The sequence below is a fragment of the Lysinibacillus sp. NPDC097868 genome, from assembly GCF_044761135.1.
Lineage (GTDB): Bacteria > Bacillota > Bacilli > Bacillales_A > Planococcaceae > Lysinibacillus.
This window is the reverse complement of the sequence record NZ_JBIWBS010000001.1, coordinates 2,249,994-2,271,863: the sequence shown is the minus strand read 5'-3', so window position 1 is coordinate 2,271,863 and position 21,870 is coordinate 2,249,994. Positions and strand designations below refer to the sequence as shown.

General features: G+C 37.3%; 21 protein-coding genes. 11 read left to right on the top strand and 10 right to left on the bottom strand.

From position 1 onward, the window contains the following. Window positions 1-8 precede the first annotated feature (8 nt). The 5 genes from ACIQXJ_RS11240 to ACIQXJ_RS11220 all read right to left on the bottom strand — a co-directional run bounded on the left by ACIQXJ_RS11240 (window position 9) and on the right by ACIQXJ_RS11220 (window position 3,551). Entirely contained in the window at window positions 9-764 is a 756-nt protein-coding gene (locus ACIQXJ_RS11240) for a DUF2087 domain-containing protein (RefSeq protein WP_403053393.1), read from the bottom strand. 129 nt (window positions 765-893) lie between these two features. Then, a complete protein-coding gene (locus ACIQXJ_RS11235; protein ID WP_403053390.1) occupies window positions 894-1,769 on the bottom strand; it encodes an ABC transporter permease in 876 nt (291 codons plus the stop codon). Beyond that, entirely contained in the window at window positions 1,769-2,689 is a 921-nt protein-coding gene (locus tag ACIQXJ_RS11230) for an ABC transporter ATP-binding protein (RefSeq protein WP_403053387.1), read from the bottom strand. The genes ACIQXJ_RS11235 and ACIQXJ_RS11230 overlap by 1 nt, the downstream gene beginning before the upstream one ends. Before the next feature lie 6 nt (window positions 2,690-2,695). Beyond that, the gene (locus tag ACIQXJ_RS11225) at window positions 2,696-3,100 is read right to left on the bottom strand and encodes a DUF3021 domain-containing protein (protein WP_403053384.1); all 405 of its coding nucleotides are present in this window, start codon (window positions 3,098-3,100) and stop codon (window positions 2,696-2,698) included. Window position 3,101: 1 nt separating this feature from the next. Next, complete coding sequence (locus ACIQXJ_RS11220) at window positions 3,102-3,551, bottom strand: LytTR family DNA-binding domain-containing protein (RefSeq protein ID WP_340825302.1); 450 nt, start codon at window positions 3,549-3,551, stop codon at window positions 3,102-3,104. Between the two features lie 325 nt (window positions 3,552-3,876). Between ACIQXJ_RS11220 and ACIQXJ_RS11215 the strand changes: the two genes are divergently transcribed. Beyond that, complete coding sequence (locus ACIQXJ_RS11215) at window positions 3,877-4,905, top strand: AbrB family transcriptional regulator (RefSeq protein ID WP_403053381.1); 1,029 nt, start codon at window positions 3,877-3,879, stop codon at window positions 4,903-4,905. 44 nt (window positions 4,906-4,949) lie between these two features. Here ACIQXJ_RS11215 and ACIQXJ_RS11210 read toward each other — a convergent pair whose 3' ends face one another. Beyond that, the gene (locus ACIQXJ_RS11210) at window positions 4,950-6,644 is read right to left on the bottom strand and encodes a methyl-accepting chemotaxis protein (protein ID WP_403053378.1); all 1,695 of its coding nucleotides are present in this window, start codon (window positions 6,642-6,644) and stop codon (window positions 4,950-4,952) included. A gap of 362 nt (window positions 6,645-7,006) precedes the next feature. Between ACIQXJ_RS11210 and ACIQXJ_RS11205 the strand changes: the two genes are divergently transcribed. From ACIQXJ_RS11205 to ACIQXJ_RS11190, 4 genes are all read left to right on the top strand, one after another. Beyond that, window positions 7,007-7,147 carry an RAxF-45 family protein gene (locus tag ACIQXJ_RS11205; protein WP_340825298.1) on the top strand — a complete coding sequence of 47 codons (141 nt, stop codon included), beginning with the start codon at window positions 7,007-7,009 and terminating at the stop codon, window positions 7,145-7,147. Between the two features lie 103 nt (window positions 7,148-7,250). Then, entirely contained in the window at window positions 7,251-9,050 is a 1,800-nt protein-coding gene (gene abc-f, locus ACIQXJ_RS11200; protein ID WP_403053375.1) for a ribosomal protection-like ABC-F family protein, read from the top strand. Continuing rightward, window positions 9,043-9,834: a GNAT family N-acetyltransferase gene (locus tag ACIQXJ_RS11195; protein WP_403053372.1), complete on the top strand. Its 792-nt coding sequence runs from the start codon at window positions 9,043-9,045 to the stop codon at window positions 9,832-9,834. The genes abc-f and ACIQXJ_RS11195 overlap by 8 nt, the downstream gene beginning before the upstream one ends. A gap of 108 nt (window positions 9,835-9,942) precedes the next feature. Beyond that, window positions 9,943-10,677, top strand: a complete 735-nt coding sequence (locus tag ACIQXJ_RS11190; protein ID WP_403053369.1) for a hypothetical protein — start codon at window positions 9,943-9,945, stop codon at window positions 10,675-10,677. Between the two features lie 99 nt (window positions 10,678-10,776). Here the strand turns inward: ACIQXJ_RS11190 and ACIQXJ_RS11185 are convergent, their stop codons facing one another. After that, window positions 10,777-11,157: a hypothetical protein gene (locus tag ACIQXJ_RS11185; protein WP_340825292.1), complete on the bottom strand. Its 381-nt coding sequence runs from the start codon at window positions 11,155-11,157 to the stop codon at window positions 10,777-10,779. A gap of 175 nt (window positions 11,158-11,332) precedes the next feature. Between ACIQXJ_RS11185 and ACIQXJ_RS11180 the strand changes: the two genes are divergently transcribed. Together ACIQXJ_RS11180 and ACIQXJ_RS11175 are read left to right on the top strand one after the other, a co-directional pair. Further along, entirely contained in the window at window positions 11,333-11,863 is a 531-nt protein-coding gene (locus ACIQXJ_RS11180; RefSeq protein ID WP_403053366.1) for an NfeD family protein, read from the top strand. A 15-nt stretch (window positions 11,864-11,878) separates the two neighbouring features. Then, window positions 11,879-13,435 carry a flotillin lipid rafts scaffold protein FloT gene (locus tag ACIQXJ_RS11175; protein ID WP_403053363.1) on the top strand — a complete coding sequence of 519 codons (1,557 nt, stop codon included), beginning with the start codon at window positions 11,879-11,881 and terminating at the stop codon, window positions 13,433-13,435. Window positions 13,436-13,578: 143 nt separating this feature from the next. Here the strand turns inward: ACIQXJ_RS11175 and ACIQXJ_RS11170 are convergent, their stop codons facing one another. Continuing rightward, on the bottom strand, window positions 13,579-14,115 hold the full coding sequence (locus ACIQXJ_RS11170) for a GNAT family N-acetyltransferase (RefSeq protein WP_403053360.1): 537 nt from the start codon (window positions 14,113-14,115) through the stop codon (window positions 13,579-13,581). Between the two features lie 25 nt (window positions 14,116-14,140). After that, a complete protein-coding gene (locus tag ACIQXJ_RS11165; protein ID WP_401008335.1) occupies window positions 14,141-14,965 on the bottom strand; it encodes a methyl-accepting chemotaxis protein in 825 nt (274 codons plus the stop codon). 311 nt (window positions 14,966-15,276) lie between these two features. On the opposite strand from ACIQXJ_RS11165, the gene ACIQXJ_RS11160 reads away from it, so the two are divergent. The 4 genes from ACIQXJ_RS11160 (at window position 15,277) to ACIQXJ_RS11145 (ending at window position 20,518) form a co-directional block, all read left to right on the top strand. Continuing rightward, window positions 15,277-16,488 carry an MFS transporter gene (locus ACIQXJ_RS11160; RefSeq protein ID WP_403053356.1) on the top strand — a complete coding sequence of 404 codons (1,212 nt, stop codon included), beginning with the start codon at window positions 15,277-15,279 and terminating at the stop codon, window positions 16,486-16,488. Between the two features lie 193 nt (window positions 16,489-16,681). After that, window positions 16,682-17,338: a TetR/AcrR family transcriptional regulator gene (locus tag ACIQXJ_RS11155; RefSeq protein ID WP_403053353.1), complete on the top strand. Its 657-nt coding sequence runs from the start codon at window positions 16,682-16,684 to the stop codon at window positions 17,336-17,338. Between the two features lie 99 nt (window positions 17,339-17,437). Beyond that, a complete protein-coding gene (locus tag ACIQXJ_RS11150) occupies window positions 17,438-19,756 on the top strand; it encodes an ABC transporter permease (protein ID WP_403053350.1) in 2,319 nt (772 codons plus the stop codon). Between the two features lie 3 nt (window positions 19,757-19,759). Then, window positions 19,760-20,518 (top strand): ABC transporter ATP-binding protein, encoded by a 759-nt coding sequence (locus tag ACIQXJ_RS11145; RefSeq protein WP_403053347.1) that lies wholly within the window; start codon window positions 19,760-19,762, stop codon window positions 20,516-20,518. Between the two features lie 463 nt (window positions 20,519-20,981). On the opposite strand, the gene ACIQXJ_RS11140 is transcribed toward ACIQXJ_RS11145, so the two are convergent. Next, on the bottom strand, window positions 20,982-21,764 hold the full coding sequence (locus tag ACIQXJ_RS11140; RefSeq protein WP_403053344.1) for an enoyl-ACP reductase FabI: 783 nt from the start codon (window positions 21,762-21,764) through the stop codon (window positions 20,982-20,984). Window positions 21,765-21,870 lie beyond the last annotated feature (106 nt).

Here is a 21,870-nt window from a genome sequence, read left to right as displayed (position 1 = left end):
CTACTTTCTTATTTTTTTACCCAATAAGCGCTGCCATCATCTTTACGATCCATAAAACCGTATTGAATTAAATAGCGACGAATTTGTACATAGTCCTCATAGATTGGTTGGATTATTGCATTAAGCTCTTTTTCTGTATACTCTTTTGACTCATCAAAAAGCTTTGTAATAGCACGTAGCACAACGATTTTATGCTTTTCTCGTTTTGGGAAGCGGACAAGCTCTTGACCGATGCCATTAGGGAAATATTTTTCAAGCAACTGTTGTTCTTCAGTAAGGGTGATATTATAGCGATCGTCGACCATCGTAGCCGTTTTGTGGATTGGTACAAAAGAATCTTCCTTCTGATCTTGTTGTTTTAATAGCTCCATCATGGCAAGGAATGTTTTAGCTTGACGCTCTTTTTCCTTTAAAGCAAAACGATGATGACGTATAGTTGTTGCGCTCCCAATTTCTAGTTCTTCTTTAATTTCCTGATCGGTTTTACCCTCATAAAAAAGGCGCAAAATATGACTTTGATGTTCTGTTAAACCTGTCATTTTTTTATTTAAACCATTTAAGTAATGAAAAACTGATTGGTGTATAGCAGTAATATGGTGTTGCATAAATTTTTCAGCCTCATATAGTACATTTTCATGTGGATAAATAATACCTTTTTCAATTTTCTCCCCACAAAGAAGGCAAGTGTAGTGTGTGGCTTCATTTGTATAGCCATGCGTAATGTCCTCGATAGAAGCCTGCCAAAATAATTGATTTACATCCATTGTAAAACCTCCTAAAAAACAAACGTTTATTTATTTTGTTTGTTTATTTATATATAAAATAACAAAATGTTTGTTAAAAAGCAATAAAAATACACATCGCGTTTGAAAGCGATGTGTACATATTGACTATTAGTGATTTTTCTTTTTAAAAATAAAGACTGATAAAATAGCAAGCACGATGATTGTTACTAGAATAACAATATAGCTTGTTAAGGTGCTAAGAGAGTGACCATTCAGCTCATAAACAATACCATAGTTTAGCTTATAGCTTTCCACCTGTTCGACAGGAACACCGTCAAAAACCTTCGTTATTGAGCTTTCCATAAAAGCATTGCGCAATAATAATGTAGTGTGACTGATTGGAAAATACATAATAAGCTGTTGGGCAAAGTTTGGTAGAACGCCAACAGGGACGTAGACACCACATAAAAATCCTAATACTGTGCCAACGATTGTACTCAGTGTTGAATAAGCATTTTGTGTGCTAACAAATAGTACGAGAAACACATTAAATACGCTTGCGAGTAACACAGATAATAACAGTATACCAATCACCTTAATTAGGGCACCAAAGCTAAGGAGATGACCGCCAGTGGCCACTAAGAAAATTTCACAGCCTACTAGGGCAATGAGAGAGAAGATGCATCCGATAATAAAGGCATTCATGACATAGCTCATCTGAATTGTTGCACGGGAAATAGGGGCAGTTAGGAAATCTGCTGTCGCCTTCGATTCAATATCCCGAACGGTAATAGCAAATGCTGCTAGAGTTGTTGTAACAGCCATCATTGATAATAAGCCTGCCACTAGCCATTCATTGACCATTGCAATCAATTCTGGTGTAGCCTCTGTCATTTGCTCGATTGCATCGACTTGCATTTTTTGAAGAAACACCGCGTAAAGAACGATGACAATTATAACGGAAAGAAGGGAGAAAAATACTTGGGTTTTATCTCTCCTGAAAACCTTGTTATTACGTTGAATTAAGCTAAACATTGCTTCCATTACGTAGCATCTCCTTGTGCCATAATATGAAGAAAGACATCGTCCATCGTTCCTTTAATAACTTCAAACGAGGCTAAAAAGGGTTCTGCACTTTTTAAAAGTGTAAGTGCATGCATAGTAGAATCCACTCGAACTGAGAAAACGCCTTGCTTTTCGGTGAAATGTAATGTGGTGTCTTGTAGCCATTCTAACCCTGAAGATCGATCATGAAATACAAGTGCCATTTGGTCATAAGCATATTTTGTTTTTAAGGAATCAGGTGTTCCTTCAGCGACAATGCGACCTTGTTTTAACACAATGACCTGATCTGCAACTGCAGCTTCTTCCATATAGTGCGTTGTTAAAAATACCGTCATATTTGTTTCTTTCTGGAGTTGTTTGATCGTTTGCCAAACGAATTGACGTGTTTGTGGATCAAGTCCAGTTGTTGGTTCATCTAAAAATAATATTTGTGGTCGATGAATGAGTGCACGTGCTATATCTGCGCGTCTTTTTTGACCACCAGACAATGTGCCATATTTTTGCTGTTCAATATCATCTAAATGTAAATAGGTAGAGACAAATTGATAGTTTTCAGCAAGCTGTGTTTTCGATAAACCATATGTTTTACCGCGGTGTACAATATTTTCACGCACCGTTAATCGTTCATCGAGTAGGCTTTGCTGGAACACAACGCCGATTGATTTTCGAATTTCTGCATTATGCGACCTCTCATCGAGCGTATAACCGTTAATCGTTACAGTACCACTTGACTTTTGTAATAATGTGCATAATATTTCAATGGTCGTCGATTTCCCAGCACCATTCGCACCTAAAAAGGCGAAAAGAGAGCCTTGTTCCACCTTAAAGGAAATTCCTTTTACCGCTAATTGTTCCCCATATTGCTTTTGTAAATGCTCGACTTGAATTGCAAACGCCATATTTGTCTATTCCTTTCTTTTTTTGATTTCATTATTGATTTCCTCAATATCGTTCTTTTGTAGTACATATAAAATGCACCATACAATGAAATAAATAATGATTTCCACAATGAGCACATACAAAACTCCTGAATGTTCGAACCAACGGCCAATATAGCCCGCTACCATGACGAACAATGTCACTGCAATAAAATGGAGAATAAGCTGAGTGGAAAATAGTAAACGTTCTATGTCAAAAATGCTGGACAGAGGACCTATCGCAGCTCCGAGTATGGCTGCAATGATTATTTGCTCGAGTAATTCAGGTCCTGATGCCATTCTATGATTAGAAATGAGACTTAAGGTCACTAAAGTGTAGGATGAGCTAAGTGAGATGAGTAGACCAATAATCATCATGCGTAATACTCTCATATTATGAATCCCTCCCAATACCTAATTGGCGTTTTAATTCTTTTAAATACTTCCGGCTGACATGAATTGACACATCATTATCTAGCAATAATTCCGTTGCGCCAATTTTGCCCATCTGAATAGAAGCAATTTTATTAATGTTAACGAGAGTGGATTTACTGACTCGTGCAAAATCTTTCGCTAATTGCGCTTCAAGCTCATATAATTTGCGTTTGGATTCAAATTCTTGCTCCTCTGTCTGTAAAAAGACTTTAGCGCCTTCAGCATAAATTGAATAAATATCAGTAATTTTTATTAGATGAATTTCTTGTTGCAAATAGCCATCGAGCATGGTCGTTTGGGCTGCTTGCAACTGCTTCATCAATTTTTCGATGTGCTCGTTGTACTCCTTTGCATGTATATGGATCTCAGTTTCTTCTAGCGCGCTATTAATCATTAAATGAATTTTCATTGGAGGCCTCCTTTGGTAATTGCGTATTACCTCATCTCCTATAAAAGGAAAGGCATTTATTTACTGAATCAGGTTAATATTAATGTAGCATAGAAATTTTTAGATTAGATAAATTGTTTGATAAGTGGTAAAAATTAATGATTAACAGGTAGGTTTTATTCAATAACTGCTGTTGAAATTCATTGCGTGTAGACCCAGGGAAATGAATATCTGAAAATTCATAATTGTTTCGGTGGCAGGCACTTTCTCTAAGAAGTGTGGAGGAGTAGCAAATTGGCTAGGTTGCGGTCATAATAGAATTATCATTCTTGAGGGGTTGCTAGCAATGTTTACATTTTATAAGCAGATGTTCTTAACATTATGTATCGGGTTGTTAGGAGCGCTGTTATTTCAATTTCTACATATTCCGATGCCGTGGTTACTTGGGGCAATAGCAGCTGTACTTTGTGTACAGTTATTTACAAAAGTACAATTGCAATGGCATATATATTTTCGAAATATTGGTTTAGTCGTAGCGGGATATTCCATTGGCTTTGCCTTTACTAAAGAAGCGCTACAGGATATTCAACAGTTTCTAGGCAGTATCATTGTACTTAACTTGATTTTTATCCTGTTATTTTTTGCTATTAGTTTGATAGTAGCAAAACGTACTGAATTAGATTTTCCGACTGCTTTAACATGTTGTGTCCCTGGAGGAATGACACAAATTGTTGCCTTTGCTGAGGAGCAAGGGAATATGAATATGGCTGTGATTACGTTTTATCAGGTGTTGCGAGTACTGCTAATTGTTGGCTTTGTACCATTAATGGTGACAAGCATTGGTGAAAATATCGTCACGGTTGATGGAAGTCTTTCATTGCGATTATTCATTTTACTACTTATTTGTGGAATGGCAGGGTGGCTTGCCCAAAAGGTGAGAATTCCAACAGGCTATATGTTAGGTCCAGTATTTTTATTAATGGGCTTGAATATAGCTGGACTTGAAGTGCCTAAAATGCCGTTATCATTTCTTCATATTGCCCAGCTCGTTATCGGGATTTATATTGGCCTGCTACTGAAAAAAGAGGATTTACATTTATCAAAGAAGCATGTTTTTTACGCATTTATTTCAGCGGGTCTTTTTATAGGATCTGCATATGCTTTATCATTTGTTATGAAATATTTGTACGAACTTGATTTTCGTACAGGTTTTTTGAGTATCGTACCGGGAGGGCTAGACCAAATGGGGATTATTGCTGCATCTGTTCATGCAAATGTGACCATTGTGACTGCATTTCAGCTATTCCGTGTATTGATTGTGTCCATATTCCTTGTACCGTTAGTGAAAGTATTTGTGAAAAAAGCGAAAACGTAAAAAAGATTGCTCATTGGGTTTACCGATGAACAATCTTGAGTTATTTAATATTTAAACTGATGAATTAAATTTTGCAGCGTTTCTGCGTTTTTTGTAAGGGTAGTTGCTGCATCGTTAATATCCTCCATCGAGTAGAGGTTCGTCTCAGCAATTTGTGAAACGACTTTTGACTGCTCTCGTGCATCGACGGCTATTTCTGCCATAATTTGAGTAGATGCATTGGCTTGTTCAATACGCGCATATAACTCTTCAGCAATCCCTGAAACTTCTTGAATTTTATTTGTGACAATAGCCACTTTTGTTGTAATGTTTTCAAATGCAAGATTTGTTGTACGAACAATTTCTACACTAGAAGCGGCTTCCTTTTCGCTTTGTTCCATATGCGCACTCGCTTCTTGTGCTAGATGCTGCATCGTATGAATAGTCTCGGTAATTTGAGCAGCAGATGTTTTAGATTGTTCAGCTAATTTACGAACTTCCTCTGCAACGACTGCAAAGCCTTTACCATGTTCTCCTGCACGTGCTGCTTCAATGGATGCATTTAAAGCAAGTAAGTTTGTTTGGTCAGCTATTGCATGAATGACCTCGACAATATTTCCAATTGTATTAGCATGTGCATCAAGTGCAACGATTGACTTGGCACTTTCTAAAACTGTCTCTGTCATAGCCTGCATCTGTGCTTGCATGGCCTGTGCTGTTTTCTCCCCATGTTTCGCCGTATCAAAAGCTTCTGTAGCATGTGAGGATACTTCCATATTTGTTTCCGTTACATGTTGAATACCACCAGCAATATCATGCATGGCTTCAGCGTTTTCATTGGCACTTTGTTTTTGCGTACTTGCGCCACTTGCTAATTCTTGCATATTAGCTGTTAATTGTTCAGTTGTTTTTGTTGTGGAGCCTGCAGTTGCTGATAGTTCAGCGGATGAAGCAGATACTTGATTAGCTGTTTCATCTACTTGATGCATCATTTTACGTAGCGTTTCGAGCATGGCATTGAAAGATTTTGCAAGATCTCCAATTTCATCTTTTGTGTTGACAACGAGTTGTTGTGTTAAATCTCCTTCACCAGCGGAAATTGTTTCGAGCTGGGTATTTAAACGTTTTAAAGGTTTTACAATATTACGCACAAGTAATGTACCTGCAATTACAGCAATTATTGCTGATATGAAGGCCACTACCCCCATTTTGAGCATCATTTTTTGTGCTACCGCATTAATTTCAGAGGAGGGAACACCAGCGAAAATCATACCAATTGTTTCTCCATTGGCATTTTTTATCGGTCCATATTGTGTAAAGTAAGGTTTGCCAACTACATCAGCTGTTCCACTGTATATGTTTCCTTGAGTTATAACGGCTTCTGTTACTTTCGGATCGGAAGTTGTGCCAATCGCACGCTGTCCATCTACCATAACATTTGTATTGACACGTGTATCATTAGCGAAAATGGTAATAGCTGCTTCGGATAACTCTCCTAATTTATCGATTAATGCAGTTTCATCCGCTATTTTTGCGTCTCCTTTGTAAAGTTCACCATTTTCCAAATGCCATTCACCTGGTAATATTTGCTCCAAATTATAGACACTTAGTTCATAGATTTGGCTAAGACGTGTATTATTTTCTGATTCAAGGGTCGTTTTCATTTCACTAATATTTACAAGTCCAACAGCAATTAAAACAAATAAAATAATCGTCACAATTAACAAGCTCATTTTCATTTGCATACTTAAGTTTTTCATAAATCCCTCCACATTTTAATCCACATAAATAAACAGCAAGTTATTGCAAAATTTACTGCTGTTTTGCATACAATTAAGGAAAACATTTCTATTTTTACTAGTATATAATTACTTATGCTTTTTGTATATTTCTAAATTAAATATAATTAGTGAATATTGGGATGCATTTTTTGAGAATATTGTACTAAAAGAGTTGATGTTAAAGCCCTTTTTTGCATTCAAATGTCCTATTTGAATAAATCGCCAGCAATCCTTTCGAAGTGTCGACTTATCGCTTCGATTAATTCATGTTAAATACTCATTCCCAATTTCTTTGTAATATGGTATGATATCACTAATTATAAGAACGGAGGTGAAAAGGAATGAATCAAAACGCTACGAGAACAAGTGTAAAAGTGGATACCGCTATGTATTTTGCACGTGTTCTAACTTTCGATTTTGCTAATAACGGGATAGGTCTGTCTATTTTTAAGCAAAATCAAATACTACACGTAGCGGATTAGCCATTCTTTTTCACAAATAAAAAAGGAAAAGACTGCTTGTTAATCGAGCGGTCTTTTTTGTTGTCTAAAGATGTTTTTTCGCACGTTTTATGGAGGAAAAACAATGCAAATTAAGGCTGAACAAATTCAAAAGGTAATAGGTGGAAATATATTATTTGAAGGGCTTCAACTGGAAGTCAATAAAGGGGAACATGTAGCTATTGTAGGTGTAAATGGCAGTGGTAAAACGACTTTACTACAATTACTAGCAGGTATAGATGTACCTGATAGTGGTCGTATTATCAAAAGTAAAGGAACAACAATTGGCTATCTACATCAAATTCCTAGCTACCCTTTGCTTACAGTAAAAGAAGTACTGGAGCAAGCATTTGCTGAAATCTATGCGCTAAAAGCAAAAATGACTACGATGGAACAGGAAATGCAAGTGAATGTTTCAGACAAAATATTACAACAATATGGTCATACCCAGGAGCAATTTATGTTGCAAGGGGGTTATGAAATTGATGCTCAACTAGCGACCATTGCAAATGGTCTTGGTATTACGCCATTACTCCCATTGCCATTTGCAAGTATAAGTGGCGGTGAAAAAACAAAGGTCATGCTTGGTCAAATTCTGCTAAGTAACCCGTCTATTTTACTATTAGATGAACCAACAAATCATTTAGATATGCAAGCAATCGAATGGCTCGAAAACTATACTCGTAATTTTTCTGGCATTGTTATTGCCGTATCGCACGATCGTCAATTTATGAATCAAATGGCACAAAAAATCATCGAAATTGAGGATGGAGAGGCGTTTACGTACAAGGGAAATTATGACGATTTTATTGCGCAAAAAGAAGCAAAAGTTGAACAGCAGTTTGCTGAATATGAAGAACAACAAAAGAAAATTAAAAAAATGCAAGAAGCAATTAAACGCTTAAGACAGTGGGCAAATGAAGCGAATCCACCGAATGCTGCTTTGTATCGCCGTGCTAAAAGTATGGAAAAGGCATTAAACCGGATAGCACGTGTCAAAAAGCCAATCACCAAAAAGAAAATGAATTTAGCTTTAACGATGGCCGAACGAAGTGGCAAGGAAGTCGTACAAATGAAAGCAGTAAGTCATGCTTTTGATAAGCCATTATTGCAGGATAGTCATTTATCGATCTATTTTGGAGAACGTTTGGCGATTGTGGGCAACAACGGTAGTGGGAAATCTACGTTATTAAAAATGATGTTAGGAGAAATTGTACCGAATCAAGGGACGTGTAAAGTAGGTAATAGTGTATCGATTGGCTATTTGTCTCAACAATATGAACATGAAAATCCGACCATTCGTTTAATTGATGCCTTTAGAGAGTGTGTATCCGTATCAGAGGCAGAGGCGCGTCATATGCTTGCACAGTTTTTATTTTATGGATATGACGTATTCAAGAAAGTGAAGGACTTAAGTGGTGGTGAAAAGATGCGTCTTCGTCTAGCACAGCTGATGCATGAAGAAGTTAATGTACTCATTTTAGATGAGCCGACTAACCATTTAGATATTGAGGCGAGAGAAGTATTGGAAGACACGCTTGAATCCTTTGAAGGTACAATAATCGGTGTATCGCATGACCGTTACTTCTTACAAAAGATCTTTACAAAAATTGCGTGGATTGACCATTCAACAATTCATGTATATGAAGGCGATTATGAATGGGCAAGGACAAAGCACTTACCTATAGAACAAGTACCGGCAATAGAAAAAATCACAAAGACTATTGTACAAAGTAATAAAGAACTTCCAATTGATGAACAAATTGAAAAGCTAGAGTTTAAATTATCTGAACCAACACTTGTTAAGGAACAACGTCAAAAACTAGAGCAACAACTAGAAATGCTATATGAAAGATGGCTAGAAGGGGGATCGGACTATGCATAAGCTAGAGCACATCATGCAACTAGACATTGACTATATCAATAGTTTTAGTGTGATGGAATGTTGTGCGCAAGGCGTATTCTTTTACAATAAGGAAATGCCAACGTACTTTGACGCTAATCACGCGCATATTTGGAAAAAGATTGAGCAAGTGGAGAGGTTTTTAACGGACTTAAAACATTTTTATACATCAAAAGGGCTTATACCAAGAATGTACCTATACAATTTAGAGGAAAATCATTATTGTATCGAGGCATTACAAGCACATGGCTTTCAATATGAGTCTTTTATAGATGAGGTACAATGCTGGAATGGAGTAACTGTTCAATTACCGGTTAATCCAGCAATTCAAATTGAACGTGTAACGAATGCTAATGTACAGGAAGCACTAGCAGTTGAAATGAGCATTTCCACGTTTGGTGAACCTGCTATAATAAAAAAAGCGTTCGATAAAACTTATCAATCACAGCATTTTACGTATTATTTATTAAGAATGAACGGGGTAGCTTGCTGCACGGCAAATATATTTGTTTCTGGTAAACATGGTAGAATAGAAAGTGTAGCAACTTTAGAAAACTATCGCGGAAAAGGTTTAATTGGTTATTTGTTACAACATATTCAAAAAGAATCTGTTATAAACAGGTTAAAGTATTTGTGGATTTTGCCTATTAATGAGCAAGTCGCTAAGGTCTATACAAAAGCGAATTTCCAGTCATTAGGTAAAATCACATCTATCCATGCTTTTACAGAAGGAAAAAGTATTCAAGAATTAAGGTCAGCAAAATAAACATTTGTTAAAAAACTTTTGAATCTTAAAAGTATATTACTTGAAAAAAAGTGGTATTCGATTTATTGTCTTTAGAGATACTTGTTTAATGGACTTGGAGGATATGAAATGCACGGAATTTATATACGCTACAATGTCTCAGAAAAAAACCAAGAAGCAACATGGCCACGCAAAGTGGATGCATTTGCATATGTTCAACGAGGTAAGCCACAACAAGGGAATGACAACATGCTTTCGCTGGAAGAGCTACGAAGTCATGCGATTCGTTATATTAAAAGTTTAAAAGAAAATGCGAGTTTACATTTAGTAGAACAACATAATGGTGAAATTGAGCATTTCGGTCGACGATATATGGAATCATTAAAGGTTAAAGAAAATATCGATTCACAGCTTATTAATCTTGAAGAAATTCGCTTACTATTGCAATTAATGAATGTATTGAATTTATCGCATAGTTTTGGAGAAAATGCCGGGAAGATATTACGTCAAATTACGCCATATGCTAAAGATGTAGAGAATTCAACGTTCCAAACTACACGTGTAGAGCGTCATTTTTACTCAGAGATAATTGAACAAATCGAAGTGGTATACGCACGCATTTTGCGCCAACATAATCCGTCTACGACAGAAATGCAGCAATCGGAAAAATTATGGACTGCTGTTTGTGAGCAAGCAATTGACAAGGTCGAGGCACGTATTGAACGCCTATCTTCTATTAAATTAAAGCATGAAAAAAATTTATTAGAGTATAGTCAGTTGAAGCAACAAAATATCGAGGCGAAGGAACGCTTAGATCACGCTGTTCAGGAGCTAGATGCAATATTAAATGTATTAGAATCCTAATTGAATACCTTGTTTACTGTGATATTATTAAGTATACACAAGCATAATGAGAAAAGCATGTCACCAATTGGTTTTTAGATCCAATCGGCGGACATGCTTTTATTTTACGTTATTTTTTTCTGCTTCTTCACGTTTCCATTGACGATAAACACGTAGTAAATCAAAGCCAAGTACTATCACAATAAGGTAGAAAATAGGGCTGTTATAAGATAAGCCGATTTCTGATTCGCCGCCTAATAGTGTGAGCACAATCCAAAGGCCAATTGTATAGAGCGTTAATCCAGCATACGCCTTTTTGGATATCTTTTTATATGTACCTTTTGAAGTCACCATTTGTATACATACAAGAACGATTAATATGACAAGGATAATTTTCTTCGACAATAGCTCTGCTAGCGTCGTTGCAGGGAAAAAATCATTGACAAATAGTAAAGTGAAAAATAAGAAAATACAAACATTTAAAACGGTGGATAGCTTCATGCATTATCTCCTTCGATGCCTTTATTCTTTTCTATTGTAACATGGTTTGAAGTGAACAATAAATATACGCAAACAAATGACTATTAATCTAAAAATTTAGATATTCTTAAAAATTTTGAAACTTTTTCTTGGTACATCCGTATAGTAGGTAATACGTTGAAAAGGGGTGATCTATTTGACGCTATTTGGCTATACATTGGAGCAAATTTATTTAGTAGTATTAATTTTCGCGGGACTGGCAACGGTTTTGTTTATGTTTTTCGGTGATGCTGTCGAGGGCATAGGAGAGAGTCTACCGATTTTTAATCCAAGTGTCATTCTATCTTTCCTTACGTTAATGTCAGCAGCTGGATTTATTTTAGAAAAGTTAGCCTTTTTCCCTAGCGTTTGGAATATAGGTGTAGCTGCTGTAATTGGAGTTATTTTAAGTGCCCTATTTTATTTATTTATTCTCGTTCCACTAAAATCTGCCGATGTCTCATTAGCTTATACAGAAGAATCACTTGAAGGTCAGTTAGGTAAGGTTATTGTACCGATACCATCTGATGGTTTTGGTGAAGTTGTCATTGAGACTACGAGCGGTATGATTGCAAAGCGCGCAACAGGCTTTGACAATGAGGTAATTGATTATGAAACGACGGTCCTTGTTGTTGAAGTGAGGGCAGGCACTCTTTTTGTGAAAGCCTATGAAAGAAAATTTATTTAAAGGAGAGATACTATTATGTCGATGGAGATTTTGATTGTTCTAGGAATTGTAGCATTTATTTTAATTGCTCTTGTGGCACTATATGTAACAAAGTATCGTACAGCGGGTCCTGATGAAGCACTGATTGTAACAGGTAGCTATCTTGGCTCAAAAAATGTACATAAAGATGAGTCAGGAAATCGAATTAAAATTATTCGTGGTGGCGGTACATTCGTCTTCCCGATTTTCCAGCAAGCTCAACCATTAAGCTTACTATCAAGTAAATTAGAAGTTACAACACCTGAAGTTTATACGGAACAGGGCGTTCCAGTAATGGCCGATGGTACAGCAATTATTAAAATTGGTGGTTCGATTTCAGAAATCGCTACAGCTGCTGAGCAGTTTTTAGGAAAGCAAAAGGCAGAACGTGAGGGTGAAGCACGTGAAGTATTGGAAGGACACTTACGTTCGATTTTAGGATCTATGACGGTTGAAGAGATTTATAAAAACCGAGATAAATTCTCGCAAGAGGTACAACGCGTTGCTTCACAAGATTTAGCAAAGATGGGTCTTGTCATTGTTTCCTTTACAATTAAAGATGTGCGCGATAAAAATGGTTATCTTGATTCACTTGGTAAGCCAAGAATTGCACAAGTTAAACGAGATGCAGATATTGCGACTGCAGTTGCAGAAAAAGAAACACGTATTAAGCGTGCAGAAGCATCAAAAGAAGCACAAAAGGCTGAAATAGAACGTGCAACAGAAATTGCGGAAGCAGAAAAAGAAAATCAATTAAAAGTGGCGGAATTCCGTCGTGAGCAAGATATTGCGAAAGCTCGTGCAGACCAAGCTTACGAATTAGAAACTGCACGTGCCAAACAGGAAGTAACTGAACAAGAAATGCAAATTCGCATTATTGAACGTCAAAAGCAAATTGAATTAGAAGAAAAAGAAATTTTACGTCGTGAAAAGCAATACGATTCAGAAGTGAAGAAAAAAGCAGACGCTGATCGTTATGCAGTTGAGCAAAATGCAGAAGCTGAAAAAATGCGTGAGCTTGCGCAAGCAGATGCTGAGAAATATCGTATTGAGTCTTTAGCGAAAGCGGAAGCGGAGAAGATTCGTTTAGATGGTATCGCGAAAGCGGATGCTGAGCGTGCGCAAGGTGAAACAGAAGCTGATATTATTCGCCTACGAGGTCTTGCAGAAGCAGAAGCGAAACGTAAAATTGCAGAAGCCTTCGAGTACTACGGTCAAGCAGCTGTCCTGGATATGGTTGTTCGCATGATGCCAGAGTATGCGAAAGAGCTTGCAAGTCCACTAGGCAATATCGATAAAATTACAGTTGTTGATACTGGTGGCGGAGAAGGCGGAAGTGGTGCCAATAAGGTGACTTCTTATGCAACGAACTTAATGTCAACACTACAGGAAACATTAAAAGAAACGTCAGGCATTGATGTGAAGGAATTAATCGAAAGCTATGCTGGTAAGCATACATTGCGACCAGAGCTTGAGCGTATTGCGACAGAGCTAGTGAAACAGCCAGAGCCTGTTGCGACTGCAGAAAAACAAAAAGAAACTGTTGAACAATAAATACTAGAAAAAGCTACCTAATACTTGAGTATTAGGTAGCTTTTTATTGCTAAGGGAAGCTTTTGTGGCGATTGATCGAGTTTTAGTGGCGCAAAGTGAGTTACTATCAGCGTTAAAACTCATGACATTGCAAAAGTATTCACTTATTTCCACTCGTTGGCAAGCATACCGTAAACGACGTGGTCAACATAATGGTCGTATAGCCACTCTGCAGCGCGACTTGTTCCTTCAATAGTGAAACCAAGTCGCTCAGGGATAGCACGACTTTTTACATTGCCCACGGCTGCACGGATTTCTACTTTGTTTAATTGTAGCTCGCTAAAAGCATAATGTATTAAAGCTTGTACCGTTTTGGTCATTATGCCATGGCCTTGAGCGTCTTTACCGAGCCAGTAGCCGATTGCTGCAATTTTATTGGTATAATTAATAGTATTAAAGCCCGCGATTCCTACAATTTTATCGCGGAAAATAATCGCTAGCGACATGCTACTTTTTGCTTCGTAGCCAGCAATACAGCCTTCTATATAGCTTTTTGTATCCGAAAGCTCTTTTGTGAAATCTAACCACGGTAACCATTCTCGTAAATATTCTCTCGAATTATCTGTTAGCGCAAAAACAGCCTCTGCATCATCTAACGTCACTGTTCGTAACGATAATTCATGATCGATAATAATTTCCATCCTATTGCCACCTCAATTCTATATTTTATTTCAAAGCATTATGCATAAAGCCCTTCATTTCTTGACTGAGCGTCGTTAGTTCTTCAATAATTTCACTAAAATCTTGTACAAGCTGTGCTTGTTCACTAGTAGCATCATTGATTTGTCCCATATTTTGCTTTAGATTATCAAGATTTCGATTAATATTGCGAAGAGAAGCTTCAATATTCTCCGTTGCACTAGAAGTTTCAAAAGAAAGTTTTCTGACTTCCTGTGCTACGATATTAAAACCTGCTCCATGTTGACCGGCACGAGCCGCTTCAATCGATGCATTTAAACCAAGTAAATTCGTTTGACGAGAAATACTTTTTATTAAATCTGTAACATCATTTGTTTTTTCGGAATCCTCAAGCGCGTGTTGCGCCTGTTTGTTAATTTCCTCACTAGTTGCTGCTAACTCCTCTGAATGAGAGGCAATCGTATGTACTTTATCTTGAAGATTATTTACGATATTATCCATTGTATTCATATAATGTTCGAGTTTGAGCTCATTATCAATCGGTAATCCAAAGGCTAGTGCTCCAATAACTTTACCATTTTCTCGAATCGGAAATGCAAAAGCATTGATGGCAATGCCGTATACATCCTCGGGAATGATGACATCTGCATTTTTTCCAGCAAAGGCGATGTACACATTTTGATCATTCGCATTTACTTTTTGGCCATCCACATAACCTGTGTGAACACGTTTGCCTGCTAAATATTTTACTACTGTTTCACTTTCCTTCTCAATGACAGCTACAATCGCTTCCTCTTTTAATGCAAGATGGATATAGTGCGCTGATAGAGCTAAAGCTTCGATCATTTTCATGAGATACCTCCAAGTCTTTATAAAAACAGTGATTTCTAGATTATTCCTTCACTGTAGCATACTAATTGCTAATTCAAAATAGTAAAAACATTCATTTAACAGAAAAAAGATATTTTTCTATGGCATGGGTATTATTTGAAGAATTAGTGACACAGAATTATACTTTCTATGAAATTGTCAAATAAAAATAGTGGGAACAAAAAGAAAAGTTCATATAGTTTGTCTAAGTTTTGACAACCTTCCAGTGTTTTTTACAGATTGTTGTATTAGAATAATAGATAGCTAGAACTCGTCACTGAAAGGAGATAAAGATGGACTATATAGAGAAGGGAACAAAAGCATTTAACAGAGCAAATTGGGCATTATTTTTAGCAGGGTTTATTACCTTCGCGAACTTATATGTATCGCAGCCATTGTTACCGACATTTGCAGAAGAGTTTCATGTTTCGCCAGCAGTTGCGAGTTTGTCATTATCGGTAACTACATTGGCACTATCGATTAGTATGATAATTGTCGGCTCGTTTTCTGAAGCTTGGGGAAGAAAGTCGTTAATGACAATATCTATATTTGCAGCATCGGCTTTAACGCTAGCCCTAGCTTTTTCACCAAACTTTGAAACTATATTAGTTTTGCGTGTTATTCAAGGTGTTGTGTTTGCTGGGCTACCAGCTATTGCTATGGCTTATTTAGGTGAGGAAATTGCCCCGACTAGTTTAGGTGTTGCGATGGGGCTTTATATAAGTGGCAATTCTGTAGGGGGGCTAAGCGGTCGTGTCATTATAGGTACGTTGACAGACTTGTATAACTGGCAAGTTGGCATGATTGTGCTTGGTGTAATTAGTTTGATGATTAGTGTGTTATTTATATGGATGCTACCGAATTCCAAGCATTTTACGGCACGGCCGTTACAAATAAAGGCGCTAACAAAATCACTTATTCAGCATTTAAAGGACCCATCTATGCTTTGTTTATTTGGCATCAGCTTTGTGTTAATGGGAAGCTTTGTGACGCTCTACAACTATATTGGTTTTAAATTAATGGCACCACCATATAATTTAAGTTCCACAATTGTCGGGTGGATATTTGTTATTTATTTAGTAGGGACATTTAGCTCGGCATGGTTTGGCAGTTTGTCCGATCGATTTGGGCGTCAAAAAATGTTATTGTTAGCAATTGCTATTATGCTTGCAGGAGCCATTATTACATTACAAAGTCTTCTTTTATTAAAAATTGTAGGTATTACGGTTTTTACATTTGGCTTCTTTGCAGCCCATTCAATTGCCAGTGGCTGGGTAAGCAAACGTGCCACTCATGATAAGGCACAAGCATCATCGCTGTATTTATTTTTCTATTATTTTGGCTCGAGTGTGGGTGGAACCGCAGGGGGTGTGTTTTGGATGCACTTCGGCTGGATTGGTGTAATTGCAATGATTACAGTATTTTTAGTCATTGCTTGTGTGCTAACATTTGTATTAAAGGGCGTCATTGCTAAACAACGGTTAGATACTAGCTTAGTAAAGTAAGTACTAAGTTGATAGAACTCATTTTATTTTTCACATGACGGAAAATTGAACAATCACCTCATCTCTAACTGTTCGTAGAGGTGAGGTGATTTTTTATCCTCTTGAAAACAATATTTAGTATATATTATTGACAAAATGGAAAGTTGTACCATAAAATAGTATAGACAGACAGTCGGTCAGTAAGGGGGAAGAAATGCGAAAAGAAGCGGAAGAACGTCGAAACGAAATATTGGATGTAGCTGATGAACTTTTCGGTCAAAAAGGTTTTGATAGCACAAGTACAAATGAAATTTTAGAAAAAGTAGGTATTGCACGGGGTACGCTTTATTATCACTTTAAGTCGAAAGAGGATATTATGGACGCGTTGATTGAACGCTATACGATGCAAATTTTAGAATCTGCCAAGAAGATTGCAGCAGATAAGAATATATCCGTCTATGAGCGTATTATCGGCGTTGTCATGGCATTGAATATAAGTGACGGTAATGGCAAAGAAGTAATAGAGCATATGCATAAGCCGCAGAATGCGCTTATGCATCAGAAAATCCAAAAAGTTATAGTTAACGAGGTTCCACCAGTATTAACTGGGATTATTCGTGAAGGTATTGAGCAAGGACTATTTAATACGCCATATCCATATGAATGTATGGAAATGATTGTGGCATATACCAATACTGTTTTTGATGACGCAATGGTCAATTTGACGAATGCAGCGTTCGTCGGTCGAATACAAGCATTAATTTTTAACGTCGAACGACTGTTAGGCGTTGAAAGTGGAAGTCTTACGCACATGATGAGAATGTTTGAAAGTGGAAAAGGGGCTATCGGAGTTGAGAAAAATGCTGATTAATTTGGCTATATTTCAGGAAATTCCTTTTTCTTAGGTCAGGAAGGCTAGTTGGTGGGGTATGTTTTTCAATCTGTTAAAAAGCTCAAACAGAGGTGACGTATGTATTACAGAATAATCCGTAATGACATTTCAAATAGCAAACTAATTTCGCTAACAACAATGATATTTGTTGCGGTCGCGGCTATGCTTGTTGCGCTATCAGCAATACTTGTTGTCAATCTTTCGGGGGCGTTAGATACACTTATGAAGCAGGCGAAAACCCCTCATTTTATGCAAATGCATGTAGGTGATATTAATACAGTGCGACTTAGAGGCTTTGCTGAACAGAATAGTAACGTCCAAGATTTTCAAGTGCTTGAGTTTCTTAATATTGACGGTTCGCAAATTATTTTAGGCAATAGTTCTTTTGCAAATAATGTTCAGGATAATGGTTTTAGCATTCAAAGTGAGAAATTCGATTACCTGTTGGATCTCGATGGTAATATTATCAACGCATCTGATGGTGAGCTTTATGTTCCATTGCGTTATATGAAGGAAAACAACGTAAAGGTCGGGGACAAGGCAGCGATAAGTGGGAAACCATTTACTGTTGCGGGATTTTTAAGAGATTCACAGATGAATTCCATGCTCTCCTCTTCGAAGAGATTTCTTATTAGTAAAAATGATTACGCAGACATAAAAGGCTTTGGCCGTACGGAATATTTAATTGAGTTCAGATTAAAGTATTTATCGTCGCTCGGCGCATTTGAAACCGCCTATGCTACCGCAGGACTTGAAGCGAATGGACCGACAATAACATATCCACTGTTTAAAACGATTAATGCTCTTTCAGACGGGATGATGATAGCAATCATACTTCTTATAAGTGTACTAGTTGTTGCCATTGCATTTATGTGCATTCGTTTCACCCTCCTTGCGAAAATTGAAGTAGACTACCGTGAAATTGGTGTTATGAAGGCAATCGGATTACCAGTCTCAGACATAAAGAAGATATATCTTGCAAAATACGCAGCAATTGCGTTGGCGGGTAGTGTAATCGGTTATGCATGTGCATTCTTGTTCAAAAATATGCTTCTTGAAAATATTAAGCTTTATATGGGGGAAAGCAACAATTCATCTCTTGCATCGCTTTTCGGAATAATTGGTATAGTAATTGTATTTTTTGCAATTATTGCTTATGTAAATGGGGTGTTGAAACGCTTTCGGAAAATTTCCGCTGCTGAAGCAATACGCTATGGCACTTCGCAAGAAAAAAACGGTGCTACAAAGAGGTTTTGCTTAAACAGCAACCGTCTATTGAACACAAATATATTTCTTGGCATCAAAGATGTACTATCAAGAAAAAGACTTTACGCCACAATGCTAACAGTGCTTGTAATTTCGGCATTTATCATGATTGTTCCACTAAACCTTTACAACACGATTTCCTCAAATCATTTCATCAAGTATATGGGTATTGGAAACTACGATATGCGTATTGACATTCAGCAGACTGATAATATTTCTCAAAAAACGGAACAAATTTTATATGCCATAAACAACGACAGTACCGTTTCAAAGCATACTGTTCTTTCGACAAAAACATTTAACGTAAAAATGGAAGATGGAACAGAGCGAAATATCAAAATCGAACTTGGTGATCATTCAATCTTCCCAATAGAATATTCAACTGGGAGGGCACCCACTTCACAACTTGAAATCTCACTTTCAGAGTTAAACGCTGATGAGCTTGGTAAAAAAATAGGCGATATTATAACTCTAATCATTGCAGGAAAGGAGCAAAATTTCACGATAAGCGGCATTTATTCCGATATTACAAACGGTGGAAAAACTGCAAAGGCTATTTTTAATGACAATTCTACAGACATGATGTGGAGTGTTATTAGCGTGGAATTTACCGATAAAGCTGTGCTGGATAGTAGAATGACAGCGTATACGAATCTCTTTACCTATGCAAAAGTTTCAGACATTAATGATTACGTCTTACAAACTTTCGGCTCAACAATTGATGCAGTTGGAAAGGCTTCTCGTGCCGCAATTGCCGTTGCGCTCTTTATTACTGTATTAGTTACGTTATTGTTTATGAAAATGCTTGTCGCAAAGGATAGATACTCTATTGCTGTAATGAAAGCGTTAGGTTTTACAAATTCAGATATTACGACACAGTATGCTGCCCGTTCATTATTCGTTCTACTGATTGGAATTGTTGTTGGTACACTTTTTGCTAACACGCTTGGGGGATTACTGGCAGGCGCGGTTATCTCTTCTTTTGGTGCTTCGTCGTTTACATTTTCGGTCAATCCGTTAGCGGCGTACTTACTTTGTCCGCTATTGATGGCATGCTCGGTACTAATTGCAACAATTATTAGTACTTCAGGGGCTGGGAAAATAAAAATATCCGAAAATATAAAGGAGTAGTTTATGAAGAAAATGATTATCGGAGACAATATTGTAAAATCGTTCGGTGAAGGAGAGAAAAAGCACAATGTTCTGAATGGTGTGTCTGTTGAAATAAATGAGGGAGAATTCGTTGCTATTATGGGTCCATCTGGCTCAGGGAAATCTACACTTATGTATGCAGTAAGTGGAATGGATAGCATTGACACGGGAAAGGTGTTTTTTGAAGGTATGGATTTGTCAATACTTAGTGAACAGGAGCTTGCCGATTTACGGAGAACAAAAATGGGATTTGTTTTTCAGCAGCCGACTTTACTTAAAAACTTAAATATTATAGATAATATTATACTTCCTTCCATGCGTGATAACAGAAAAAGCGTTGATAAGATTACAAAAAAAGCAAGAGCGCTTATGAAAAAGGTAGGTATTAGCGATCTTGAAAAACGTCATATTACACAAGTTTCAGGAGGACAGCTACAACGTGCAGGAATTTGCCGCGCACTGATAAGCAATCCTAAAATTATTTTTGGTGATGAGCCGACTGGTGCGCTTAATTCAAAATCAGCACAGGAAATAATGGACATCATTACTGAAATTAATGCAGAAGGGACAGCGGTACTGCTTGTAACGCATGATCCAAAGATTGCAGCAAGGACGGATCGTATACTGTTTATGCGTGACGGAAAAATAGTCGATGAAATACAATTTAATCGACTTACTGTCACAAATATTGAAAACAAAGTGGAAATGATTCTAGAGGAAATGCGGAAAAACGGCATATAATTTCTATCTGTAGCAGTAAATAAAATTAGAAGAGAATACTAGTTGATGGTAGCTGAGGTGAGTGACTCCTGCAGGAACAGCACAAAACGTAAGCCGCACCAGGCGGCGCGCAAGCGACGGTTGCGGCTTACGATGTGCCCGCGGAAAGCACGCGCCGTAGCGGACATCAACGGTGCAACAAAAAAGTGTAAGAATGATGGTATTTTTCCGCTATGTAAAATGAATGAAACCATAGCTGTTCTCTTTTGCAGTAAATAAAATTAGTAAGAGAATACTAGTTGATGGTAGCGGAGGTGAGTGACTCCTGCGGGAACAGCACAAAACGTAAGACGCAACAACAGCGCCATAGCTAGGCTTGCGGCTTACGATGTGCCCGCGGAAAGCACTTGCCGTAGTGTGTATCAAAGGCGCAGAAAAAAAGTGTTAGATTGATTGAAGTCAATCTAACACTTTTTTTCTTTTATTAACCCATAATATTGTAGCCAGCGTCGATGTAGATTGTTTCGCCAGTTACCCCACGTGATAGGTGAGATAGCATGACAATTGTCATATCAGCTACTTCATCTTGTTGAACATTGCGTTTTAACGGTGCTGTTTCTTCGATTTTGTGTAAAATTGTATTGAATGAAGGAACACCTTTTGCCGCAAGTGTACGAATAGCACCAGCAGAAATTGCATTTACACGGATATTGTCTTGACCAATATCAGCAGCTAAGTAGCGCATTGACGCTTCTAATGCAGCTTTGGCAACACCCATTACGTTATAGCCATCAAGTACGCGTTCAGCGCCTAAATAACTCATCGTTACAATAGAGCCACCTTCTGTCATATACGGGTGTGCTGCTTTTGCAGTTGAAATAAGCGAATACGCACTTGTATCTTGTGCGAATGCATAGCCATCGCGTGTTGTTTCTAAAAAGCGATTGTGTAAGTCTTCTGCATTGGCAAATGCTACAGAGTGAACAATACCGTGGATAACGCCTACTTTTGCACCGATTGTATCGAAGGCTGCTTTTGTGCTTTCATCACTGTTAACGTCACATTGTACGACAAATGCATCTGCTTGCCCGTAGTTTTCAAGTTGCTTTTGTAATTTTTTTAATGAACGTTCTTGGCGATACGTGAAAATAACATTAGCGCCTACGTCAAATAAACGTTTTGCAATACCCCAAGCAATACTGCGATCGTTTGCAACACCCATTACGACAATGTTTTTATCTTTTAATTGTAATAAATTGCCCATCATTTATAAGAACCCCTTTACGAAATAATATCTGTTATTAGTACCAACTACTAAAATCTTATCATACATAAATTATGGTTGCAATAACAAGATGAAAAGAGCTTACAAC

Bases quoted from the DNA above. Each gene is read 5' to 3' on its own strand.
- ACIQXJ_RS11240 (WP_403053393.1), bottom strand. From the start codon at position 764: ATGGATGTAAATCAATTATTTTGGCAGGCTTCTATCGAGGACATTACG.
- ACIQXJ_RS11235 (WP_403053390.1), bottom strand. From the start codon at position 1,769: ATGGAAGCAATGTTTAGCTTAATTCAACGTAATAACAAGGTTTTCAGG.
- ACIQXJ_RS11230 (WP_403053387.1), bottom strand. From the start codon at position 2,689: ATGGCGTTTGCAATTCAAGTCGAGCATTTACAAAAGCAATATGGGGAA.
- ACIQXJ_RS11225 (WP_403053384.1), bottom strand. From the start codon at position 3,100: ATGAGAGTATTACGCATGATGATTATTGGTCTACTCATCTCACTTAGC.
- ACIQXJ_RS11220 (WP_340825302.1), bottom strand. From the start codon at position 3,551: ATGAAAATTCATTTAATGATTAATAGCGCGCTAGAAGAAACTGAGATC.
- ACIQXJ_RS11215 (WP_403053381.1), top strand. From the start codon at position 3,877: ATGTTTACATTTTATAAGCAGATGTTCTTAACATTATGTATCGGGTTG.
- ACIQXJ_RS11210 (WP_403053378.1), bottom strand. From the start codon at position 6,644: ATGAAAAACTTAAGTATGCAAATGAAAATGAGCTTGTTAATTGTGACG.
- ACIQXJ_RS11205 (WP_340825298.1), top strand. From the start codon at position 7,007: ATGAATCAAAACGCTACGAGAACAAGTGTAAAAGTGGATACCGCTATG.
- abc-f (WP_403053375.1), top strand. From the start codon at position 7,251: ATGCAAATTAAGGCTGAACAAATTCAAAAGGTAATAGGTGGAAATATA.
- ACIQXJ_RS11195 (WP_403053372.1), top strand. From the start codon at position 9,043: ATGCATAAGCTAGAGCACATCATGCAACTAGACATTGACTATATCAAT.
- ACIQXJ_RS11190 (WP_403053369.1), top strand. From the start codon at position 9,943: ATGCACGGAATTTATATACGCTACAATGTCTCAGAAAAAAACCAAGAA.
- ACIQXJ_RS11185 (WP_340825292.1), bottom strand. From the start codon at position 11,157: ATGAAGCTATCCACCGTTTTAAATGTTTGTATTTTCTTATTTTTCACT.
- ACIQXJ_RS11175 (WP_403053363.1), top strand. From the start codon at position 11,879: ATGTCGATGGAGATTTTGATTGTTCTAGGAATTGTAGCATTTATTTTA.
- ACIQXJ_RS11170 (WP_403053360.1), bottom strand. From the start codon at position 14,115: ATGGAAATTATTATCGATCATGAATTATCGTTACGAACAGTGACGTTA.
- ACIQXJ_RS11165 (WP_401008335.1), bottom strand. From the start codon at position 14,965: ATGAAAATGATCGAAGCTTTAGCTCTATCAGCGCACTATATCCATCTT.
- ACIQXJ_RS11160 (WP_403053356.1), top strand. From the start codon at position 15,277: ATGGACTATATAGAGAAGGGAACAAAAGCATTTAACAGAGCAAATTGG.
- ACIQXJ_RS11155 (WP_403053353.1), top strand. From the start codon at position 16,682: ATGCGAAAAGAAGCGGAAGAACGTCGAAACGAAATATTGGATGTAGCT.
- ACIQXJ_RS11150 (WP_403053350.1), top strand. From the start codon at position 17,438: ATGTATTACAGAATAATCCGTAATGACATTTCAAATAGCAAACTAATT.
- ACIQXJ_RS11145 (WP_403053347.1), top strand. From the start codon at position 19,760: ATGAAGAAAATGATTATCGGAGACAATATTGTAAAATCGTTCGGTGAA.
- ACIQXJ_RS11140 (WP_403053344.1), bottom strand. From the start codon at position 21,764: ATGATGGGCAATTTATTACAATTAAAAGATAAAAACATTGTCGTAATG.